This window comes from Arthrobacter sp. UYEF20 (assembly GCF_040546335.1).
In the GTDB taxonomy this organism is placed as follows: domain Bacteria; phylum Actinomycetota; class Actinomycetes; order Actinomycetales; family Micrococcaceae; genus Arthrobacter.
The window spans coordinates 135137-156137 of the sequence record NZ_JBEPNP010000005.1 but is presented as its reverse complement, the minus strand read 5'-3'; the positions used below and the strand labels follow the sequence as shown (position 1 = coordinate 156137).

At 65.5% G+C, this 21001-nt stretch carries 22 protein-coding genes; 10 read left to right on the top strand and 12 right to left on the bottom strand.

Annotation, left to right across the window (positions count from 1 at the left end):
• Positions 1-11: 11 nt before the first annotated feature.
• Entirely contained in the window at positions 12-488 is a 477-nt protein-coding gene (locus ABIB26_RS08055; protein ID WP_354241199.1) for a VOC family protein, read from the bottom strand.
• Positions 489-618: 130 nt separating this feature from the next.
• On the opposite strand from ABIB26_RS08055, the gene ABIB26_RS08050 reads away from it, so the two are divergent.
• From ABIB26_RS08050 to ABIB26_RS08040, 3 genes are all read left to right on the top strand, one after another.
• Positions 619-1251, top strand: a complete 633-nt coding sequence (locus ABIB26_RS08050; RefSeq protein ID WP_354241197.1) for a LysE family translocator — start codon at positions 619-621, stop codon at positions 1249-1251.
• Positions 1252-1287: 36 nt separating this feature from the next.
• Positions 1288-1716, top strand: coding sequence for a DUF3054 domain-containing protein (locus ABIB26_RS08045; RefSeq protein ID WP_354241195.1), 429 nt, complete (start codon positions 1288-1290; stop codon positions 1714-1716).
• Between the two features lie 101 nt (positions 1717-1817).
• Positions 1818-2099 (top strand): Lrp/AsnC family transcriptional regulator, encoded by a 282-nt coding sequence (locus ABIB26_RS08040; RefSeq protein ID WP_354241193.1) that lies wholly within the window; start codon positions 1818-1820, stop codon positions 2097-2099.
• A 61-nt stretch (positions 2100-2160) separates the two neighbouring features.
• Here the strand turns inward: ABIB26_RS08040 and trpD are convergent, their stop codons facing one another.
• The gene (gene trpD / locus ABIB26_RS08035; protein ID WP_354241191.1) at positions 2161-3219 is read right to left on the bottom strand and encodes an anthranilate phosphoribosyltransferase; all 1059 of its coding nucleotides are present in this window, start codon (positions 3217-3219) and stop codon (positions 2161-2163) included.
• A gap of 112 nt (positions 3220-3331) precedes the next feature.
• On the opposite strand from trpD, the gene ctaE reads away from it, so the two are divergent.
• From ctaE to qcrB, 4 genes are all read left to right on the top strand, one after another.
• Positions 3332-4006: an aa3-type cytochrome oxidase subunit III gene (ctaE, locus tag ABIB26_RS08030; protein WP_502913637.1), complete on the top strand. Its 675-nt coding sequence runs from the start codon at positions 3332-3334 to the stop codon at positions 4004-4006.
• Positions 4007-4108: 102 nt separating this feature from the next.
• Positions 4109-4897 (top strand): cytochrome bc1 complex diheme cytochrome c subunit, encoded by a 789-nt coding sequence (gene qcrC, locus ABIB26_RS08025; protein ID WP_354241187.1) that lies wholly within the window; start codon positions 4109-4111, stop codon positions 4895-4897.
• Positions 4898-4999: 102 nt separating this feature from the next.
• Entirely contained in the window at positions 5000-6070 is a 1071-nt protein-coding gene (gene qcrA / locus ABIB26_RS08020) for a cytochrome bc1 complex Rieske iron-sulfur subunit (RefSeq protein WP_354241185.1), read from the top strand.
• The gene (gene qcrB / locus ABIB26_RS08015) at positions 6048-7727 is read left to right on the top strand and encodes a cytochrome bc1 complex cytochrome b subunit (RefSeq protein WP_354241183.1); all 1680 of its coding nucleotides are present in this window, start codon (positions 6048-6050) and stop codon (positions 7725-7727) included. Before qcrA ends, qcrB begins: the two co-directional genes overlap by 23 nt.
• Positions 7728-7877: 150 nt before the next feature.
• Here qcrB and ABIB26_RS08010 read toward each other — a convergent pair whose 3' ends face one another.
• A complete protein-coding gene (locus ABIB26_RS08010; RefSeq protein WP_354241181.1) occupies positions 7878-8666 on the bottom strand; it encodes a GntR family transcriptional regulator in 789 nt (262 codons plus the stop codon).
• A 140-nt stretch (positions 8667-8806) separates the two neighbouring features.
• Here ABIB26_RS08010 and ABIB26_RS08005 point away from each other — a divergent pair, with 140 nt between their 5' ends.
• Entirely contained in the window at positions 8807-9100 is a 294-nt protein-coding gene (locus ABIB26_RS08005; RefSeq protein ID WP_354241179.1) for an HPr family phosphocarrier protein, read from the top strand.
• Positions 9101-9233: 133 nt separating this feature from the next.
• Here ABIB26_RS08005 and ABIB26_RS08000 read toward each other — a convergent pair whose 3' ends face one another.
• From ABIB26_RS08000 to ABIB26_RS07980, 5 genes are all read right to left on the bottom strand, one after another.
• On the bottom strand, positions 9234-9635 hold the full coding sequence (locus ABIB26_RS08000) for a cytochrome c oxidase subunit 4 (protein WP_354241177.1): 402 nt from the start codon (positions 9633-9635) through the stop codon (positions 9234-9236).
• A complete protein-coding gene (gene ctaD / locus ABIB26_RS07995; protein WP_354241176.1) occupies positions 9632-11356 on the bottom strand; it encodes an aa3-type cytochrome oxidase subunit I in 1725 nt (574 codons plus the stop codon). The genes ABIB26_RS08000 and ctaD overlap by 4 nt, the downstream gene beginning before the upstream one ends.
• Positions 11357-11366: 10 nt before the next feature.
• Positions 11367-12239: an aa3-type cytochrome oxidase subunit II gene (ctaC, locus tag ABIB26_RS07990; protein ID WP_354241174.1), complete on the bottom strand. Its 873-nt coding sequence runs from the start codon at positions 12237-12239 to the stop codon at positions 11367-11369.
• Positions 12240-12443: 204 nt separating this feature from the next.
• Positions 12444-12833: a HesB/IscA family protein gene (locus ABIB26_RS07985; protein WP_354241172.1), complete on the bottom strand. Its 390-nt coding sequence runs from the start codon at positions 12831-12833 to the stop codon at positions 12444-12446.
• A 173-nt stretch (positions 12834-13006) separates the two neighbouring features.
• On the bottom strand, positions 13007-14437 hold the full coding sequence (locus tag ABIB26_RS07980) for a dipeptidase (protein WP_354241170.1): 1431 nt from the start codon (positions 14435-14437) through the stop codon (positions 13007-13009).
• A gap of 105 nt (positions 14438-14542) precedes the next feature.
• On the opposite strand from ABIB26_RS07980, the gene ABIB26_RS07975 reads away from it, so the two are divergent.
• The gene (locus ABIB26_RS07975; RefSeq protein ID WP_354241169.1) at positions 14543-15142 is read left to right on the top strand and encodes a DUF3043 domain-containing protein; all 600 of its coding nucleotides are present in this window, start codon (positions 14543-14545) and stop codon (positions 15140-15142) included.
• Between the two features lie 95 nt (positions 15143-15237).
• Here the strand turns inward: ABIB26_RS07975 and ABIB26_RS07970 are convergent, their stop codons facing one another.
• Positions 15238-16311, bottom strand: a complete 1074-nt coding sequence (locus tag ABIB26_RS07970; protein WP_354241168.1) for a quinone-dependent dihydroorotate dehydrogenase — start codon at positions 16309-16311, stop codon at positions 15238-15240.
• Between the two features lie 67 nt (positions 16312-16378).
• On the opposite strand from ABIB26_RS07970, the gene ABIB26_RS07965 reads away from it, so the two are divergent.
• Complete coding sequence (locus tag ABIB26_RS07965; RefSeq protein WP_354241167.1) at positions 16379-17368, top strand: alpha/beta hydrolase; 990 nt, start codon at positions 16379-16381, stop codon at positions 17366-17368.
• A 29-nt stretch (positions 17369-17397) separates the two neighbouring features.
• On the opposite strand, the gene ABIB26_RS07960 is transcribed toward ABIB26_RS07965, so the two are convergent.
• The 3 genes from ABIB26_RS07960 to leuA all read right to left on the bottom strand — a co-directional run bounded on the left by ABIB26_RS07960 (position 17398) and on the right by leuA (position 20856).
• The gene (locus ABIB26_RS07960) at positions 17398-18255 is read right to left on the bottom strand and encodes an isoprenyl transferase (protein ID WP_354241376.1); all 858 of its coding nucleotides are present in this window, start codon (positions 18253-18255) and stop codon (positions 17398-17400) included.
• 8 nt (positions 18256-18263) lie between these two features.
• Positions 18264-19019, bottom strand: a complete 756-nt coding sequence (recO, locus tag ABIB26_RS07955; protein ID WP_354241166.1) for a DNA repair protein RecO — start codon at positions 19017-19019, stop codon at positions 18264-18266.
• A 97-nt stretch (positions 19020-19116) separates the two neighbouring features.
• Positions 19117-20856, bottom strand: a complete 1740-nt coding sequence (gene leuA, locus ABIB26_RS07950; RefSeq protein ID WP_354241165.1) for a 2-isopropylmalate synthase — start codon at positions 20854-20856, stop codon at positions 19117-19119.
• Positions 20857-21001: the final 145 nt, after the last annotated feature.

Below are 21001 nucleotides of genomic sequence, written 5' to 3'. Positions count from 1 at the left end.
CCACCCGCGGCTCAGCGCCCGTCGTAGGCCTTCTGCAGCGCGGCGATGTCAAGTTTCCCCATCGCGAGCATGGCCTGCATGGCCCGTTGGGAGCCTTCCGGATCGGGGCCGCCGATGAGCTGGCCCAGCACAGACGGTATGACCTGCCACGAGACCCCGTACTTGTCCTTGAGCCAGCCGCATTGGCTTTCGGAGCCGCCCTGGCTCAGCTCCGCCCAGTAGCGGTCCATTTCCTCCTGCGAGGAACAATCGACGACGAATGACACAGCCTCGCTGAAGGTGAAGGCCGGTCCTCCGTTCAGTGCCGTGAAGGAGCGGCCCTCGATCTCGAAGCGCACAGTTATCGCCTGGCCAGCCGGTCCCGGACCACCTTCGCCGTAGCGTGCCACGTCAAGGACCTTGCCGCCCTCAAAGACGGAAGCGTAGTACTCGGCGGCTTCCTCGGCCTGGTTGTCGAACCAGAGACAGGTGGTAATTTTTTCGCTCACGGCAAACTTCTTCCGTTCTGCCCGTGCCGCGCGGCGGTGTCCGGCGGCGATGCGGGTTTGAGCCCGAGCCTAGACGTGCCGGATTGACGGCACAACGGTTGCCCCATCCGGACGCCGCTACGATTGCCCTATGAGCATCCCCGACGCCCTCCTGCAGTTCGCCCTCGTGGCGGCGCTGTTGACCCTGATTCCGGGGATGGACACCGTCCTGGTGCTGCGCACGGCCATCAGCCAGGGCCATGCGCCCGCCTTCGCCACGGCGGCCGGGATCTGCACCGGAACAGCGGCGTGGGGCCTTGCCGCAGCCATCGGGGCTTCCGCCCTGCTGGCCGCCTCGGAAACAGCCTTCACGGTGCTGAAGATCGCCGGAGCCTGCTACATGGCCTGGCTGGGAATCACGATGGTCCTCAAGAGCTTCAGGAACGGATCGATACCCGACGCCCGGCCGGCCCCCGGCGCCGGAAGCGTCGGGAAGAACCTGCTCACCGGCGTCACCACGAGCCTGCTGAACCCCAAAGTGGGCGTCTTCTACATGGCGATGATCCCGCAGTTCCTGCCACCGGAGGCGCCGCCACTGCTGATGGGGGCGCTGCTCCCGCTGGTCCACAACGCGGAGGCGATGATCTGGTTCGCCGTCATCATCCTTGCCACCCACTATGCCCGGCGCTGGCTGCAGTCCCCCGCGGTGGGCAGGGCGACAGACCGGATCGCCGGCGTCGTCCTGCTGGGTTTTGCCGCGAGGATTGCGACGACGAAGGGCTGATGCGCTCAGCCCGGCCTGCCGGGCTAGGCTTGAACCATGACGTCGCCAACTCCCCCGCTCCCCCGTCCCACCGCCAGGAACTCAAGCATCAACAGGGCGGCCGTGGTGGCCGCTGTGGCCGACGTGGCGCTGATCCTCCTCTTTGCCGCCATCGGCCGGGACGCGCACCAGCGCGGCGGGATCCTTACGGGGGTCCTTGGCACGGCCTGGCCGTTCCTCGCCGGCGCCGCCGCCAGCTGGCTCGCGCTGCGCGTCTGGCGCGCCCCCCTGGCGGTGTGGCCGGCCGGCGTCGGCGTCTGGCTCGGCACGGTGGCCGTCGGCATGCTGCTGCGCGCCCTCACCGGCCAGACGGTGGTCCTGCCGTTCGTGATCGTGGCCCTGCTTGCCCTGGGTGTTTTCCTGCTGGGATACCGGCTGCTGGCAGCAGGGGTACGCCGGTTGCGGGCACGCCGCCGGCAGGGCTGATGTACTAGGCTTGCAGGGACATGGCCGGGTCCGCACCGGCCATTAAACACGGGCCATAAAACCGGCCCGCAACGGCGCAACAGATCCGGAAAGGAACAGACGTGGTCACCGCCTTCGTCCTGATCAAGACAGACGCTTCCCGCATCCCGGAAACCGCGGAAGAAATTTCCGCCATCCAGGGCATCAGCGAGGTCTATTCCGTGACCGGGGAATGGGATCTCATTGCCATCGCCAGGGTGCCGAAGCATGAGGATCTCGCCGACGTCATCGCGGACAAGCTCTCCAAGGTTCCCGGGGTTGGGCACACCACCACCCAGATCGCCTTCCGCGCCTACTCCCAGCACGACCTCGACGCGGCCTTCGCCCTCGGCTTCGAACAGTAACGCAGCCAGAACAGTAACGCAGCTCAGGCCCATTCCGGGGCCTGTCCAGGGCGCGCTAACGTCAGCTCTGCGAGAGAGCGACCCACCTGTCCAGCACGGCGGCCGCAGCACCGGAACCGATGGATTCTTCGGCCCGCTTCAGCGCCGCGGCCATCCGGTCCTTGAGCGGGCCCACCGCGTCGAGGTCGAACGCCACCAGACCGGCGGCAGCGTTCAGCAGCGCAGCATCGCGGGCCGGCCCCGGGGCTCCTGACAGGACAGCACGGACGACGGCGGCATTGGCCCCGGCGTCCCCGCCGCGCAGTTCTTCCAGCGTCGCCTGACGGATGCCCAGCTCACGCGGATCGAACATCACCTCGGTAACCCCGCCGCTCCGGATTTCCCAGACGTGGGAAGGGCCGGTGGTGGTCAGTTCATCCAGCCCGTCGCTGCCGCGGAACACCAGTCCGCGGCTGCCGCGCTTGGCCAGCACTCCGGCGACGAGGGGCGCCATCCGCTCATTGGCGACGCCGACGGCCGAGGCCTGGACATGTGCGGGATTGATCATGGGGCCGAGAAAGTTGAACGCCGTGGGCACGCCGAGTTCCCGGCGGGCGACGGCGGCATGCCGCATCGAGGGATGGAACACCTGGGCAAAGCAGAAGGTGATTCCGGCCTCGTCGGCGTTGAGGGCAACGCGCGGAATCGGCAGGTCCAGGCGGACGCCGAGGGCTTCCAGGACATCGGCGGACCCCGAGGTCGAGGACGCCGCGCGGTTGCCGTGCTTGACCACCTTGGCACCGGCGCCGGCGGCGATCAGGGCAGCCATGGTCGAGATGTTAACGGTGTCCTGCTGGTCCCCGCCGGTACCGACGATGTCCAGCTTCTCGCCGGCAATGTCGATCGGGTTGGCGTTGGAGATCATCGCCTCAACGAGCCCGGCCAGCTCATCCACGGTCTCCCCTTTGGACCGCAGCGCAACGAGGAATCCCGCTACCTGCGCCGGTGTGGCCTCCCCGGACATGATCGAATTCATCGCCCACTGCGTGCTGCCGGCCGTTAGGTCAGTGCCGTCTATGAGTGCGCCGATGAGCCGCGGCCAGGTGTTGCCTGCCGCCTGTGCGGATGCCTGAGAAGTCACCTGCTGATGCTATCGAGGTGCGTACTGCAATGACCAATGTGAACGGGGCCGGGAACTTTTCCGCGCGAATTCGCGTCTTTGTAGAAAAAGTCCTCCGAAAACGCGGTTTGCGTTGGGCAGGACGGACTTTTATAGACATAATGTCTATGTGACATCTGCGACCCATGCCCCCAGTACCCCGGCGCACCCGACGCTGAATCGCCCGAATATGGTTTCTGTTGGAACCGTAGTCTGGCTGTCCAGTGAGTTGATGTTCTTCGCCGGTCTCTTTGCCATGTACTTCACGCTCCGTTCGACTTCCGGACAGATGTGGGCCGAGGAGACAGCCAAGCTCAACTTCCCCTTTGCGCTCGTTAACACGATCGTCCTCGTGTCAAGTTCCTTTACTTGCCAGATGGGCGTCTTCGCCGCTGAGCGGCTCCAGCCGCGCCGAAGCGGCGGACCCCTCAGCTTCACCCGCTGGGGAATGAACCAATGGTTCACCCTGACCTTCATCATGGGTGCCTTCTTCGTTGCCGGCCAGGCGACCGAGTACGCCATGCTCGTTTCCGAGCATGTCTCGCTCTCGTCCAACGCCTACGGCTCAGCTTTCTACATGACCACAGGCTTCCACGGCCTGCACGTCATCGGCGGCCTGGTTGCCTTCCTGCTCATCATCGGCCGCTCTTTCGCAGCGAAGAAGTTCGGCCACTTTGAGGCAACGTCCGCAATCGTCACCTCGTACTACTGGCACTTCGTCGACGTCGTGTGGATCGGCCTCTTCCTGGTCATCTACGTCCTCCAGTAGCCGCAACTTGACTCTTTTTCTACAAAATCTTGGTCTACAAGAGGCAGAATTTCTAGAAGTGGCTCCCCGAGCCAACGCAGGATCGAATAAAGGAACCACCACGTGAAGGTACTCTCGCAGAAGCGACGTCACCCACTGGCAGCAATTGCACTGCTGCTGATGGGCCTCCTGGTCACTGGTGGGCTGTACGCCGTTGCCACCACCGTCAATCAGGCCAAGGCCGACACCACAAGCTTCAGCGCAAGCGACGCAGAAGAAGGCGGCAAACTCTTCGCCGCCAACTGCGCCACCTGCCACGGCATGGGTGCCAGCGGGTCGCAGGCCGGACCGTCGCTCGTCGGCGTCGGCGCTGCCGCCGTTGACTTCCAGGTTGGCACCGGCCGTATGCCCATGCAGATGAACGGACCGCAGGCCAACAAGAAGCCCGCCCAGTTCAATGAGCAACAGACCAGCCAGCTGGCCGCCTACGTTGCCTCCCTCGGCCCCGGCCCGTCCATCCCCGAAGCGGGTGTCCTCGATGAGAAGGGCGACGCCGCAAAGGGCGGCGAGCTGTTCCGGACGAACTGCGCCATGTGCCACAACGCCGCAGCCGCCGGCGGGGCACTCACCCGGGGCAAGTTCGCCCCGGCCCTGGCGGATGTCTCCGGCAAGCACATCTACGAAGCAATGGTCACCGGCCCGCAGAACATGCCGGTCTTCAATGACGCCAACGTCTCCCCCGAGGGAAAGCGCGACATCATCACCTTCCTGAAGCAGATCGAAGCCAACGGTTCACCCGGTGGTGCTGATCTTGGTGCTTTGGGTCCCACATCCGAAGGTCTGTTTGTCTGGATCGCCGGCATGGGCGTCATCATCGCCTTCACCATCTGGCTGACGTCCCGGACGTCCTGACAGACCCTGTTGCACCTGTAAGAATTTTCTGCTGACCCGTCAGCAGTTTGAATTGAAAGCTAACCCGGCACTTGCCGGAACGAGAGAGGGATGAGGCGAATTATGGGCAACCATAGTGACGGCAGTCCGAACCACTCGGGCACCGTAGCTACGGCTGGTCAGAATGAGGTGGAGAAGTTCCAGGATCCTGGAATTCCCCCGCATCGTTTGCGCCTGGCTGACACGGACCCGAGGGCCGCCAAGCGAGCAGAACGGCAGGTAGCCCTTCTTTTCGGGAGCTCGGTGGTCGGCACCCTGATATTCCTGGTGGCGTACTTCGCCATCGATCTGGGAGATGACTCCTCGATCGCCACCATCCGGCTGCAGAACGCACTGCTGGGCATCGGCACCGCCTTCGCGATGCTGGGCATCGGCACCGGGATCGTCCACTGGGCCAAGGCCCTCATGCCGGACCATGAAGTCTCGGAAGAGCGCCATGCCATCCGCACCGAGGAAGACCGTCTGGCTGCCGTCCGCATTGTCGACGACATCGTGGAGGAAACCGGCATCAAGCGCCGGCCGCTGATCCGCAATACCCTTCTCGGCGCCGTCGCGCTGGCTCCCCTGCCGGCACTGGCCGTCTTCGGTGACCTCGGTCCCCGCCCGGACGACAAGCTGGCCCACACCATGTGGGCCCCGCAGGAGGGCAAGCTCAAGCGCCTGACCCGCGACCCTGACGGAACCCCCATCAAGGCCTCGGACGTCACCATCGGCTCGGCCTTCCACGTGATCCCGGAAGGCCTCAACGAGCTGCACGAAGGCAAGCTGAACGAAAAGGCCAAGGCCGTCGTCCTGCTGATGCGCCTGAACCCGGATTCCCTCAGGCCTTCCGCAGGCCGCGAGGACTGGAGCTACAACGGCATCGTTGCCTACTCCAAGATCTGCACCCACGTCGGTTGCCCTGTTGCCCTGTATGAGCAGCAGACCCACCACCTGCTGTGCCCGTGCCACCAGTCAACCTTCGACCTGACCCAGGAATGCAAGGTTATCTTTGGCCCGGCCAGCCGTCCTCTCCCCCAGCTTCCCATTGCGGTTGATGCCGAGGGCTACCTGGTCGCTACCAGCGACTTCCATGAACCTGTTGGACCTAGTTACTGGGAGCGTGATGAGCATGAGCGCAACAACAACGCCTAATGCCCCCACCTTCGTCGCCAAGACCAAAGGCGGCCGCATCACCGACTTCGTTGACGAACGCGTTGGCGGATCCGGAATCCTCCGTGAATTTGGCCGCAAGGTCTTCCCGGACCACTGGTCCTTCATGTTTGGCGAAGTGGCCCTATACTCCTTCGTCATCCTGCTCATGTCAGGCACCTTCCTGACGTTCTTCTTCGATCCGTCCATGGTGGAAACCCACTATGCGGGCTCTTACACGCCGCTGAAGAACGTCGAAATGTCTGCCGCGTTCAACTCATCCCTGAACATTTCCTTTGATGTCCGCGGCGGGCTGTTCATGCGCCAGGTCCACCACTGGGCGGCGCTGCTGTTCGTGGCGTCCATCGGTGTTCACATGCTCCGTGTCTTCTTCACCGGTGCCTTCCGCAAACCCCGGGAAATGAACTGGGTAGTCGGCGGAGTCCTGCTGATCCTAGCCATGGCTGAAGGCTTCACCGGGTACTCCCTTCCCGACGACCTGCTGTCGGGCAACGGCCTGCGCATCATCGACGGTGTCATTAAGGCCATTCCGGTCATTGGAACGTACATTTCCTTCTTCCTCTTCGGCGGAGAGTTCCCCGGTACTGCCATCATTGGCCGCCTCTACATGCTGCACATCCTGCTGGTGCCGGCACTCATCCTGCTGATGATCGTGCTCCACCTGTTCATGGTGGTGGTGCACAAGCACACCCAGTACCCCGGCCCGGGACGCAACGACGGCAACGTCGTCGGCTACCCGCTCGGCCCGGTGTACGCGGCCAAGGCCGGCGGCTTCTTCTTCATCGTCTTCGGCGTGATTGCGCTCATGGCCGGCTTCTTCACGATCAACCCGATCTGGAACTACGGTCCCTATGACCCCTCCCCCGTTTCGGCAGGCACCCAGCCTGACTGGTACATCGGATTCGTTGACGGTGCTTTGCGCCTGATGCCGGGTGTCATTGGAAACTTCCATTTCGAGTACGTGATCTTCGGCCACGTGCTGACGCTGAACGTGCTGCTGCCGGCGCTCGTACCGGCAGGCATCATCTTCACCGTGCTGTTCACCTACCCGTGGATCGAACGGTGGATCACCAAGGACAACCGGGAGCACCACGTCCTGGACCGTCCGCGGAACGCGCCGACGCGTACCGCGATCGGCGTGGCCGGCTTCACCTGGTACTGCGTCATGTGGGCCGCTGCCAGCTCGGACCTCATCGCCACGACTTTCCACGTGTCCCTGAACGATGTCACCTACTGGCTCCGCACGCTGTTCTTCGTCGGCCCGGTCATCGCGTTCGCGGTAACGAAGCGAGTCGCCCTGGCCCTGCAGCGCAAGGACCGCGAGATCGCCCTTCACGGCCGCGAAACCGGCCGCATCGTCCGGCTGCCGCACGGCGAGTTCATCGAGGTTCACGCCCCGCTGGACGAGTACAAGCGGTACAAGCTGGTCGGTTTCGAATCTCCGTCCCCGCTCCCCGCTGTGCCGAACGCCAACGGCGTTGTCGACAGCAAGGAGAAGCGCCGTGCGAAGCTCTCCCAGTGGTTCTTCGAGGACCGGGTTGCCCCGGCCACCCCGGCTGAGCTCGAGGCGGCCCATGGCCACCACGGCGGGCATGAGGCAATCGAAGCGACGGAGTCGCAGAAGACCCTCAGCCACTAGATCCAAGGCATAGCGCAGAAAGGCCCGGCCCGCCAGGACCGGGCCTTTCCTGTACCCCAAGAACAGCACACCGCAAACAGCACCCCCGTGGTCACTTCTGACTCTTGATCCCTATCGGGATGGGCGCGACGTGACCCCCGCGTTACCCCTTTATGGACGGTACCCCGAGGCGTAGTTGCGCGTCGGCCGGACCCCGGGCCGCTGCAGGGGCACCCAGAGCTTGTAGCGGTCAGCCCGGTAGTAGGACACCGAGTAGTCCACCATGGCCCGTGCCACAAAGGCGTGGCGCTGGATCTTCAGCAGCGGCGAACCCACGTCGACATTCAGCAGCCTTGCCGTGGACGGTGAGGCCGCGGTTGCCTCGATCATGTCCTCGCCCCACTCCATCACTAGGCCGTAGCGCTCGCTCAGCACGTTGTAGAGCGAGGTGGGCGGTTCGCCATCAAGCAGGCCGGGCACCCGGTGTGCCGGGATGAAGTTCTCGTCCACGCTCATCGGCTCGTTGTCGGCCAGCAGCAGGCGGCGGAACCGTACCAGCGGCGTCCCCTCCTCCAGCTGCAGTTCGCGGGCCAGGAAGGCGCTTGCCCCGATCTGTTCAAAGCTAAGCACCTTGGCCGCCGGGACCATGCCGCGGCGCTGCATTTCCTCGCTGTAGGAGGTCAGCTTGACCTGCAGGTCCAGCTTGGGCTTTCGGACAAAGGTACCCAGGCCCACGACGCGCTCAATGACCTCTTCCCCCACGAGGGCATCGATGGCCTGGCGCACCGTCATCCGTGCCAGCCCGAAGCGTTCGGCGAGGTCCCGCTCGGACGGCAACGCCGAGCCGGGCGGACACGCCTTCGCGATGTGGGCCCGGAGGATTTCCCGGAGCTGGACATAGATCGGGGAGCCGCTGTGACGGTCAATCTCGCCCGCCATGGCCGATGCGTTAGATCCCATGGCTCCGCCTGGTGCTTTCGTACATGCATTAAGCGTAGGCCACCCAGGTATCAGGTCTAGACCACCGCATTCCCGGTTCGCCCGCTGCGGCACCCCCCGGCTAGGCTTAAATCACACCCGCCAGAAACGAAGGAGTCCCGTTGCCAGTACGAAAGGCAATCGTCCAGGCGGCCATCGGCCTGCACGCCCGGCCGGCGGCGGTGTTTGTCCGGGCCGTTACGGAAACGGGGCTTCCGGTCACCATCAGCAAGAACGGCAAGCCGGGCGTTGATGCCCGCTCACTGCTGGAGGTCATGATCGAGGATTTCTCCTGCGGCTGCGAAGTCGAACTCGCCGTTGCGCCGGACGCGATCCCTGCCCGTTACAGCCTCGCCGAGGCCGAGGACGCCTTGGAGGGCTTGCGGCTCCTGCTCGAGTCTGCACAGGCGCGCTGAGAGCCTCCGGGACCCTCCATACCTCTCGGGGAAGCTGCCGGTCCGGCAGAGTCCCCCGCGGAACGCAGACGACGGCGGGCCCCACCAAAAGGTGGGGCCCGCCGTCGTTGTTCGCGGCAGTGCCTACACGGCGTTAGTGCGCGTGGTCACCGCGGCTGTACTCGTAGACCCAGCCGATCAGGGCCACGACTGCCATGCCACCGGCGATGAACACGAGCCAAAACCCCAAGGCCAAGCCGAGGAAGCCGGTGGCGCAGGACAGACCCAGGACCATCGGCCACCAGCTCCACGGGCTGAAGTGACCCTGTTCGCCGGCGCCTTCGTGGATCTCGGCATCGTTGCGGTCCTCGGGGCGCATCCCGACGCGTTTGCCGGTGAAGCCGAGGTACGCGCCGATCATGCCGGCGAGGCCGCCGACAAGCAGCACACCGAGGATTCCAACCCATTCAGACCATTTCGTCAAGAAGCCGTAGACGAGGGCCACCGGGACGAAGAAGAAGACTCCGAGTCCAAAAATCCTTGATTCGATCTTCACTGGGCAGCGTCCTTCTGGTCGGCGTTACCGAGCGCTGCTGCTGCCGGGGCAGGAGAATCGACGGTGTAGAACTGGGAGAGCTCGGGGTGGTGCAGGTCCAGGGCAGGACGTTCCGAGCGGATCCGCGGCAGCGAGGTGAAGTTGTGACGCGGGGGCGGGCACGAGGTTGCCCATTCAAGCGAGGCGCCGAAGCCCCACGGGTCGTCCACTTCCACTCGTTCGTTGCTGCGCCAGGTGATGTAGACGTTCCAGAAGAACGGGATCAGCGAAGCGCCCAGGAGGAATGAACCGTAGGTGGAGAACTGGTTCATCCAGGTGAAGTTGTCCTGCGGCATGTAGTCCGCGTAGCGGCGGGGCATGCCGCTGACGCCGAGCCAGTGCTGGATCAGGAACGTGGCGTGGAAGCCCAGGAACAGCATCCAGAAGTGGATCTTGCCGAGGCGCTCGTTGAGCATCTTGCCGGTCCATTTGGGCCACCAGAAGTAGAATCCGGCGAACATGGCGAACACCACGGTGCCGAAGACCACGTAGTGGAAGTGTGCCACCACGAAGTAGGTGTCGGAGACGTGGAAGTCCAGCGGCGGGGAGGCCAGGATGATGCCTGTCAGGCCGCCGAAGAGGAACGTAGCGAGGAAGCCGATGCTCCAGAGCATCGGGGTTTCGAAGGTGATCGATCCCCGCCACATGGTGCCGATCCAGTTGAAGAACTTCACCCCGGTTGGGACGGCAATCAGCATCGTCATGAACGAGAAGAACGGCAGCAGCACGGAGCCGGTGACGTACATGTGGTGGGCCCACACAGTCACGGACAGGGCGGCGATGGAAATCGTCGCGTACACCAGGCCCTTGTAGCCGAAGATCGGCTTGCGGCTGAAGACCGGGAAGATCTCGGAGACGATGCCGAAGAACGGCAGGGCGATGATGTACACCTCCGGGTGGCCGAAGAACCAGAAAAGGTGCTGCCAGAGCACGGCGCCGCCATTTTCGGGGTCGAAGATGTGGGCGCCGAAGCGGCGGTCGGCACCGAGGGCGAACAGTGCGGCGGCAAACGGCGGGAACGCCATCAGGACCAGAATGGATGTCACCAGCGCGTTCCAGGTGAAGATCGGCATGCGCCACATGGTCATGCCCGGGGCGCGCATGCAGATGATGGTGGTGATGAAGTTGACCGCGCCGAGAATGGTGCCGAAGCCGGAGAGGGCCAGGCCGAACGTCCAGAGGTCACCGCCCACGCCGGGGCTGAAGGTCGTGTTGGACAGTGGCGCGTAGGCGGTCCAGCCGAACGACGCCGCACCCTGCGGGGTGATGAAGCCGGCGACGGCGATGGTGGAGCCGAAGAGGAAGAACCAGAAGGCCAGCGCGTTCAGCCGCGGGAAGGCGACGTCCGGTGCGCCGATCTGCAGCGGCATGATGACGTTGGTGAAGCCTGCGAACAGCGGCGTCGCGAACATGAGCAGCATGACGGTGCCGTGCATGGTGAACAACTGGTTGTACTGCTCTTTGGTCTGCAGGATCTGCATTCCGGGCTCGAACAGCTCGGCGCGGATCAGCAGCGCCATGACCCCGCCGAAGCAGAAGAACACAAAGGACGCAATCAGGTACATGTACCCGATGGTCTTGTGGTCGGTGGAGGTGATCCAGTTGACGACGATGCGCCCCTTGGACTTCGGTACCACGGGAGCACCAAGGATCCCGGTGGGCTGAGAATAGGTGGTTGCCACGTCGCTCCCCTTACTTGGTTTCGGCCGGGGCCGGGTTGCGGTCGTACTCTTCACCGAGCAGGCCGGTGTTGCCGTCCTGGCGCAGCTTGTCCAGATGCGTCATGAACTCCGATTCGGAGACAACCTTCACGCGGAACAGCATTTCGGAGTGGTATTCGCCACAGAGTTCGGCGCATTTGCCGTCGTAGGTGCCCTCTTTGGTGGGGGTGAACCTGATGTAGTTGGTCTTGCCAGGGATCATGTCCCGCTTCTGCAGGAAGGCAGGAACCCAGAAGGAGTGGATGACGTCGCGGGCGTTGAGCTCGAGGTCAACCGACTTGTTCACCGGAAGGTACAGCGTGGGCAGCTTTTCCTTGTCCACATCGTTGCCGGTGAGGTGCGCCTGGACGCCGGCCTCGTGGACGTCTCCGGTGATGACGTCGCCCTTTTTGTAGTTGAAGTCCCAGGACCACTGCTTGCCGCGGACGTCCACTACGACGTCGGCGGGCTGGGCGCGGTTGTCGATCGCCTGCTGGTCCCGGTCGGTGAAGTAGAAGAACACCAGGACCATGAACAGCGGGATCGTCAGATAGAAGACCTCAAGCGGCAGGTTGAAGCTGTTCTGGCGGGGGAAACCTACGGTGCCCTTGCGCCGCCGGTAAGCGACGATGCACCAGATCATCAAACCCCAGGTAATGATGCCGACGACCAGCGCGGCAATCCATGAGTTGACCCAGAGGTCCATGATGCGGTCAGTGTGATTGGTGGTGCCACGCTCGGTGGGCAACCACCCTTTCTGTACCTCTGGTGAACATCCAGTCAATGCCAACGCGCCGGCTAGTGCCAAGCCAGTGATCGTAGTGATCTGTTTGCGTCGGCTGCCGGTTCGGTTCTGCGAACTCACAGACGGCCCTTCCTACTTGTTGCTGTCGCCCGGCCGCCGATGGCGTTCCGGGCACACTAAAAGTTTTACTACTCGGTGTAGAGCTTACCGCTCCCCAGGAGTTTTCGCCCACATGTCCGCGCCGTGCGTCGGGACCTTTTTGCCGGGCCCCACGAATGCCTCCCAGACGGCACAAAGGCCGGGCTGGTTGCCCGGCCTGAGACCTTAGTGGAAGGAATCCCCGCAGGCGCAGGAGCCGCCGGCATTCGGGTTGTCAATCGTGAAGCCCTGCTTGGAGATGGTGTCCTCGAAGTCGATGCTGGCCCCGCTGAGGTAGGGGACGCTCATCTTGTCCACGACGACTTCGACGCCGTCATAGTCACGGACCGCGTCTCCGTCCAGGAGCCGCTCGTCGAAGTAGAGCTGGTAGATCAGGCCGGAGCAACCGCCCGGCTGCACGGCAACGCGGAGGCGCAGATCGGTGCGGCCTTCCTGCTCGAGCAGGCTGCGGACCTTGCCGGCGGCAACGTCGGTCAGCTTGACCTCGTGGGCGGCCAGTTCCTGTCCCGCAATGGCGGTGGTGTCGGCGCTGTTTTCATTGGTTGTAGTGCTCATGGCCTACCTTCTGACGACGGTGGTGGCGGCTCCGTTTGCGCGGTGCCCGCCCCTAACTTGAACGGTATGGGCTATAGCTACATGCTACGTCGATCAGACCTGTAGCTCTAACTCCTGACGTAACCATCCCAGCCGGCTGGCTGTTCCCCGCAAGGGCTGGGAGGGCAGGCAGCTCAGGCCAGTCCCTCCGCATTCAGGCTGGCCAGCAGGAACGCTTCGGCAATGACCGCGTTCCGGAAGTCTCCGAGGTGGAGGGATTCGTTGGCGCTGTGGGCGCGTGAGTCGGGATCCTCCACGCCGGTGACCAGGATCTGCACGTCCGGGTAGAGCTCGGTCAGGTCGGCGATAAAGGGAATGGAACCGCCGATCCCCATTTCAACCGCCGGCACGCCCCAGGCCTCGCCAAGAGCCCACATGGCGACGCTGGCGGCTTTGGACGAGGTATCCGTCAGGAAGGCATTGCCGCTCTCCCCCGGGGTGAAAACCACGTGGGCGCCGAAAGGCGCGTTGGCCTCAACGTGCTTCCGCACGGCGTCCATGGCTTCCGCGGGATCCTGGCCGGGGGCGAGCCGCAGGCTGAACTTGGCGCGCGCCCGCGGCAACAGGGTGTTGGAGGCGATGTCCACCGCGGGGGCGTCGAAGCCGATGATGGACAGGGCGGGTTTGGTCCACAACCGGGAGGCGATGCTGCCGGTGCCGGCAAGTCTGACGCCGTCGAGCACGGAGGCGTCGGCACGGAATTCGGCTTCGGTCAGGTCCACGGTGACGCCGTCGCGGCTGACCAGACCGGCGACCGCGACGCTACCGTCGGCGTCGTGCAGGGTGGCGATCAGGCGGGCGAGCAGGGTCGGGGCGTCCAGCACGGGGCCGCCGAACATACCGGAGTGGACCGCGTGGTCCAGGACCCTGACCTCGATAGTGCCGTCCACCAGTCCACGCAGGCTCGTGGTGAGGGCGGGAATGCCCACCTTCCAGTTGCTGGAGTCGGCCACGACGATCACGTCGGCCCGCAGCAGCTCGCGGTGGGTTTCAAGGAAGGACCGGAACGTCGGGGAGCCGGCTTCCTCCTCGCCTTCGAAGAAGAACGTCACGCCCAGGCCCAGATCGTCACCCAGGACCCGGGTCACGGCCGAGTAGGCCGCGATGTGGGCCAGGATCCCGGCCTTGTCGTCCGCGGCGCCCCGGCCGTACAGCCGGCCCTCGCGTTCGACGGCGGTGAACGGCTCCGTGTCCCACAGCGCCAGATCGCCCGTGGGCTGTACATCGTGGTGCGCGTACAGCAGGATGGTCGGCTTGCCTTCGGCGGCAGGACGGCGGGCGACCACCGCGGGGCCGCCGGGGGTGCCGTCCTCCTTGGCGCAGCGCAGGATCCGGACGTCGTCGAAGCCGGCCGCCCGGACCAGGGCGGCGACAGCGTCGGCGCTGGCGTTCAGCGGGGCCGGATCGAAACTGGGCCACGCGATGCCCGGGATGGCAACGAGTTCCTTCAGTTGGCTGATCGTGGCGTCGAACGATTCCGCGACGGCCTGGCGGAGGGCCTCGGCGTCGAAGTTTCCGATCGGGCCGGTGGCGGTTTGCGGGTTCCCCGCGGGTGATGAAGTCATGGCGGAAACACTACCGGTGCCGAGGATCACCATAAACAGCGCCTCAGCCGTCCCGGGGCGTGTGGGCTGGGTCCCGCGCCGGCAACCGCGGGGTATTCTGTAGGGGTGTTTGGACGTAAAAAAGAAGCGCCTTCGGCGCAGCAGACAGTTGACCAGCAGGCGGCCGCGGCCACAGCTCGGGACGCCGCCATCGGCAAGGGCGCACCCACGCCCAAGCGCAGCGCGCAGGTGGCCGCCCGCAAGCGGCCGCTCGTGCCGGAGGACCGCAAGGCCTCCAAGGCGGCCGAACGCGTGGCGATCCAGGACCAGCGGCTCAAGATGCGGCAGGCCATGGATACCGGGGACGAAAAATTCCTGCCGCTTCGGGACAAGGGCCCGCAGAAGCGTTTTGCCCGCGACTACGTGGACGCGCGCTTCAGCCTCGGCGAGTACCTCATGTTCGGTGCCCTCGTGTTCGTTGTCGTCTCACTCCTCGTGCCCGCTTCCAGCGAGCAGATGATCTACGTCCTGGGCGGTTTTTGGGTGATGTTCCTGGCGGTCTTCGTGGACGTCTTCATCCTCTCCAGGAAGCTCAAGAAGCGGCTGTCCGAGAAGTTCGGCGAGACCGAACGCGGCACGGTCTGGTACGGCTCCATGCGCTCCCTGCAGTTCCGCCGCCTGCGGCTGCCCAAGCCCCAGGTCAAGCGCGGCGAGTTCCCCGCCTGATATTCCTCATCAAGAAGCCCCGGCAGCCGGACTGCCGGGGCTTCTTCGTGTCCGGACCCCGGACCACGGACTCCGGACCATGACGTGCCAGGCGCCTATCGCCGGGACGGGTGCTTTGCGAGCAGCCGGTTGATGTGGGCGGCCCAGAAAGGGCCTTCGTAGAGGAACGCCGTGTAACCCTGGACGAGGGTGGCCCCGGCGTCGAGCCGCTGCTGGACGTCCTGCGCCGTTTCGACGCCGCCCACCGACACGAGCGTCAGCGCCCCGCCGGTTGCTGCCTTGAGCCGTGCCAGCACTTCGAGCGAACGCGTCTTCAGCGGGGCCCCGGAGAGCCCGCCGGCGCCGCAGGCTCCGACCTTGTCGGGGCTTGAGGCCAGCCCGGTGCGGGCGATGGTCGTATTGGTGGCGATGATGCCGTCCAGGTTCAGGTCCAGCGCCAGCCGGGCGACGTCGTCGATGTCCTCGTTGCTGAGGTCCGGTGCGATCTTGACGAGCAGCGGCACATGGCGGCCGGCCGCCTTGTCCGCTTCCTCCCCCACCGCCGTCAGCAGGGGGCGCAGCGTCTCCACATCCTGCAGCAGGCGCAGGCCGGGGGTGTTCGGGGAACTGACGTTGACCACGAGGTAGTCCGCGGCGGGCGCGAGGCTGCGGGCGCTGACGAGATAGTCCGCCACCGCATCCTCCAGCTCCACCGCCTTGCTCTTGCCGATGTTGACACCGATCACCGGGCGGATGCCGGGATGGCGGCGCTGCAGGGCGGCCCGGGCGGACTTCAGACGCGGCGCCACCGCGGCGGCGCCGTCGTTGTTGAAGCCCATCCGGTTGATCACCGCCCGGTCCTCGACGAGGCGGAAGAGCCGCGGAGCGGGGTTTCCGGGCTGGGGCTGGCCGGTGATGGTGCCGACTTCAATGTGGCCGAAGCCGAGCTCGGTGAGGGCCTCGATGCCGTGGCCTTCTTTGTCGAAGCCGGCGGCCAGCCCGAACGGCGAGGGGAAGGTCAGGCCGAACGCCTGGGTCCGCAGCGAGGCCGCCGGGGCGGTGAACTTCTGCAGCACCCGTCCGGCTCCGCAGCTGTGGACGAGGCGTATGGCCCGGAACCCGATTTTGTGGGCGCGTTCGGCGTCCATCCATGAGAAGGCCAGCCGGAAGAATGTCGGATATGCGCGCATGGCTCTAGTTTTCCCGTTCCAGCGGTCCAGACCAAACCGGCACGCTTCCGGGCGCTAGCATGAAGCCATGACCAGCGACCCTGACTGGCAGACCGACATCCTCGGAGCCGATTTCGAGGCCTGCGCCTTCCAAGCGGCAGGCGCGGACGGCATCGAACGGACCGCCACGCTGGTGCGGCACCTGCAACCGGGCCGCGGTCCTGCACGGGCTGTGCTGTTCCTGCATGGCTGGAGCGATTACTTCTTCAACGCGGAGCTCGCTGAATTCTGGACCGGCAGAGGCTTCCAGTTCTTCGCGATCGATATGCACAACCACGGACGGAGCCTGCGCCCGGACGCCCCCGGCGGCTATGTCGCCGACCTCGCGGACTACGACGCCGAGATCACCGCGGCGTTTCGCATCATCGGATCGCTCCGGCCCGAGGGCGCGGACCCGCCGTCCGTGACGCTGATGGGGCACTCGACCGGCGGCCTGATTGCCGCGCTCTGGGCGAGCCGCCACCCGGGACTGGCTTCGCAGTTGATCCTGGACAGCCCGTGGCTGGAGATGCATGGCAGCCCTGCCGTCCGGCGTGCGACCCGGACCGTGGTGGGCCCGCTTGCCAGGTTCCGGCCGGAGTCCGTGATCCGGCTCCCGGAGCGGGCATTCTATTGGCGCAGCATCAGCAGCGCGGCCGAGGGCGAGTGGAGCCTGGATGACAAGTACCGGCCTCCGCATGCCTTTCCCGTCCGCGCCGGCTGGCTCAGCGCCGTGCTCGCCGGCCAGGCCCGGGTGGCACGAGGCCTGAAGATCGAGATCCCCATCCTGGTTATGATCTCCGGTGCCAGCGCCAACGGGATGTTCTGGAAGGAGTCCATGCGGAGCACCGATGCGGTCCTGGATGTCAACATGATCGCCCTCCGCGCGCTGGGCCTGGGCCGCACCGTGACGCTGGAGCGGATCGACGGGGCGCTGCACGATGTGTTCCTCTCCGCGCCGCGCGTCCGCAAGGATGCGTACGCCCGGCTGGCCCGGTGGATCCAGGCCTATGTCCTGGACGACGGCCGGGCGGAATGATCGCACCGCGGGCCGCGACGCGAAAAGGACTAGGCGCCCGGGCCGCCCGCGCCCGGGGCCGCGGCGTCGACCGCTCCGCCGTAGCGGCGGTCCCGCTGGGCATAGATCTCGACGGCGTCCCACAGCGTGCGCCGGTCCACGTCGGGCCAGAGCGTGTCCAGGAAGACGAACTCGGCGTAGGCCGACTGCCAGAGCATGAAGTTGGACAGCCGCTGTTCACCGGAGCTGCGCAGGAACAGGTCGACGTCCGGGAGGTCTGGCTCATCGAGGTACTTCTGGATGGTCTTCTCGGTAATGGCTCCCGGCCTGAGGCGTCCGGCGGCGACCTCCTCGGCAATGGCGGAAACGGCGTCGGCGATCTCGGCACGGCCGCCGTAGTTAACACACATGTTCAAAGTGCAGGTGCTGTTGCCGCGGGTGTAGTCCTCGGCCTCTTCAAGCTCCCGGATGACCGAGCCCCAGAGCCTCGGACGCCTGCCGGACCAGCGGATCCGGACGCCCCATTCATCCAGCTGGTTCCGTTGCCGTCGCAGCACGTCCTTGTTAAACCCCATCAGGAAGCGGACTTCCTCCGGGGAACGGCGCCAGTTTTCGGTGGAGAAGGCATAGACGCTGACATGTTCGATGCCGAGCTCGATGGCCCCCGCCATCACGTCCAGCAGGGCCGGTTCCCCCGCCTTGTGGCCTTCGATCCGCGGCAGCCCACGCTGGTTCGCCCAGCGGCCGTTGCCGTCCATCACGATCGCGACGTGCCGCGGTATGAATTCCGCCGGGATGGCCGGAGGCGCCGCGCCCGAGGGGTGCGGGTACGGTGCCACCACCGGGGTGCTCCGCGGCCGGACCGGTCCGTTCTTCTTCGCCGGGTTCTTTCCGACGCTCCTGCCCAACACCACAGTTAACTTCGCTCCACATGTTTGAGGGATTTCAGGACACGTTCCAGATGCCATTGCAGGTAGCTCGCCACCAGGCCGGCGGCTTCGCGGCGGTGCAGCGACAGGGATGCGTCCGCCGTCGTCCAGTCCCCGGTCAGCAGGGCGCCGAGCAGCAGGACAGTCTCCGCGGCGGGAGCCGGGGAACCCGGCGGCCGGCACTCGGCGCAGACCATGCCGCCGAGCGGTGCAGAGAACGCGTTGTGCGGCCCGGGGGCCCCGCACCGTGCGCAGCCGGTGAAGCTCGGCGCCCAGCCGCCGGTGGACAGGGCGCGCAGCAGGTACGAATCCAGGATCAGTTCAGGGGTGTGGTCGCCGCGGCTCAGCGAGGCCAGGGCACCCACCAGCAGGTTGTACTGGGCGGTGCCGGATTCGCCGTCGACGTCGGTGAGCTTTTCCGCGGTCTCCGTCATCGCGGCGGCCACCGTGTAACTGCCGTAGTCCGCGGCGATGTTGCTGCCATACGCGCCCTTCGCGACGGCCTGGGTGACGATGTCCAGGCTGCGGCCGGAAATCAGCTGCAGGTCCGCCACCATGAACGGCTCGAGCCGGGCACCGAAGCGGCTGCTGGTGCGGCGGACCCCCTTGGCCACGGCGCGGATCTGGCCGTGGTGCTTGGTCAGCAGGGTGATGATGCGGTCCGCCTCGCCCAGCTTGTGGGTACGCAGCACGACGGCGTCATCGCGGTAGGCGCGGGCTGCAAAGGAAGATGGTTGGGCCACGGTTAATCTTCGCACTCTATTTTGGTCGAACGACACTGCGCCGCCGGATGATCCGGCGGCGCAGTGAAGAACGGCGTGCTGAACAGTGCAGAACAGCCTAGGCGCGGGCGTCCCGGATGGCCCGGTTCACGGCCGAGATGACGGCCTTGAGCGAAGCCGTGCTGGTGTTCGCGTCGATCCCGACACCCCACAGCACGCGCTCCCCCACGGCGCATTCGACATAGGCTGCGGCCAGGGCGCTGCCGCCCTCGGACAGGGCGTGCTCGCTGTAGTCCAGCACGCGGACGTCGACGCCGTCCTGGCGCAGGATGCTCAGCAGGGCCGCGATGGGGCCGTTGCCGGTGCCGGTGCGGCGGACCTGGGTGCCGTCGACCTTGAGCGAGGCGGTCAGGGTCATCGCCCCGTCCTCGTCCGTTTCGGTGCTGATGGCCCCGAGAGCGTAGCGTCCCCACTGCGTGCCTGCAGCCGCGGAGGGCAGGTATTCGTCCTGGAAGACCTGCCACAGCTGGGCGCCGCTGACCTCGCCGCCGACCGTGTCCGTCTGCTTCTGGATGACACCGGAGAATTCGATCTGGGCGCGCCGCGGCAGGTCCAGATTGTGCTCGTTCTTCAGCAGATAGGCCACGCCGCCCTTGCCCGACTGGGAGTTGACCCGGATGACGGCCTCATAGCTGCGGCCGAGGTCCTTCGGATCGACCGGCAGGTACGGGACCTGCCAGGCGTAGTCGGCGACCTCCTTGCCGGCGGCCGCGGCATCCTTCTCGAGGGCTTCCAGGCCCTTCTTGATCGCGTCCTGGTGCGATCCGGAGAAGGCCGTGAAGACGAGGTCGCCGCCGTAGGGGGTGCGCTCGGCCACCGGCAGCTGGTTGCAGTACTCCACGGTGCGGCGGATTTCGTCGATGTCGGAGAAATCGATCATCGGGTCGATGCCCTGGACGAACATGTTCAGGCCCACCGTCACCAGGTCCACGTTGCCGGTCCGCTCGCCGTTGCCGAAGAGGCAGCCTTCGATCCGGTCCGCCCCGGCCAGGTAGCCCAGTTCGGCGGCCGCGACGCCGGTGCCGCGGTCATTGTGCGGGTGCAGTGACAGGATGATTCCCTCACGCGGGTGCAGGTTGCGGCTCATCCACTCGATGGAGTCGGCGTAGACGTTCGGTGTTGCCATTTCGACGGTGGCCGGCAGGTTGATGATGACCTGGCTGTCGGCGGACGCCTCAAACACGTCGGCGATGGCGTTGCAGACGCGGACGGCGTATGCGAGTTCGGTCCCGGTGAAGGATTCCGGCGAGTACTCATAGGTGATGCGCGTGTCGGCGAGGGTTTCCTCGTACTTCTTGCACAGCCGGGCCCCCTGCAGGGCGATGTCGAGGATGCCGTCCTCGTCCTGGTTGAAGACCACCCGGCGCTGCAGGACCGACGTCGAGTTGTACAGGTGCACGATGGCCTGCTTGGCACCGACCAGGGACTCGTAGGTCCGCTCGATCAGGTGCTCGCGGGCCTGGGTCAGCACCTGGATGGTGACGTCATCGGGGATGTGGTTGCCCTCGATCAGCTGCCGGACAAAATCGAAGTCGGTCTGCGAGGCGGACGGGAAGCCGACTTCGATCTCCTTGTAGCCCATCCGGACCAGCAGCTCGAACATCTTCATCTTGCGGGCGGGGCTCATGGGGTCGATCAGGGCCTGGTTGCCGTCACGCAGGTCAACCGCGCACCAGCGGGGGGCCTTCGTGATGACCTGGTCGGGCCAGGTGCGGTCCGGCAGTTCGACCGTGATCAGGTCCTGGAAGGGGACGTAGCGGTGGACCGGCATTCCTGAGGGTTTCTGTGCGTTTCGCATTACTATCGGGGCCTTTTCTGTGGTTCCTGGTGAAAGGGTGGCCGGGCAACACAAACTCCGCAGCGAGGGTGGGCCTTGCGCTAGATAGCGTCTGAAGCCTCGCCGCGGCAGCTAAGAAGGAGCAGTTCTGCGCGCACCATTTCAC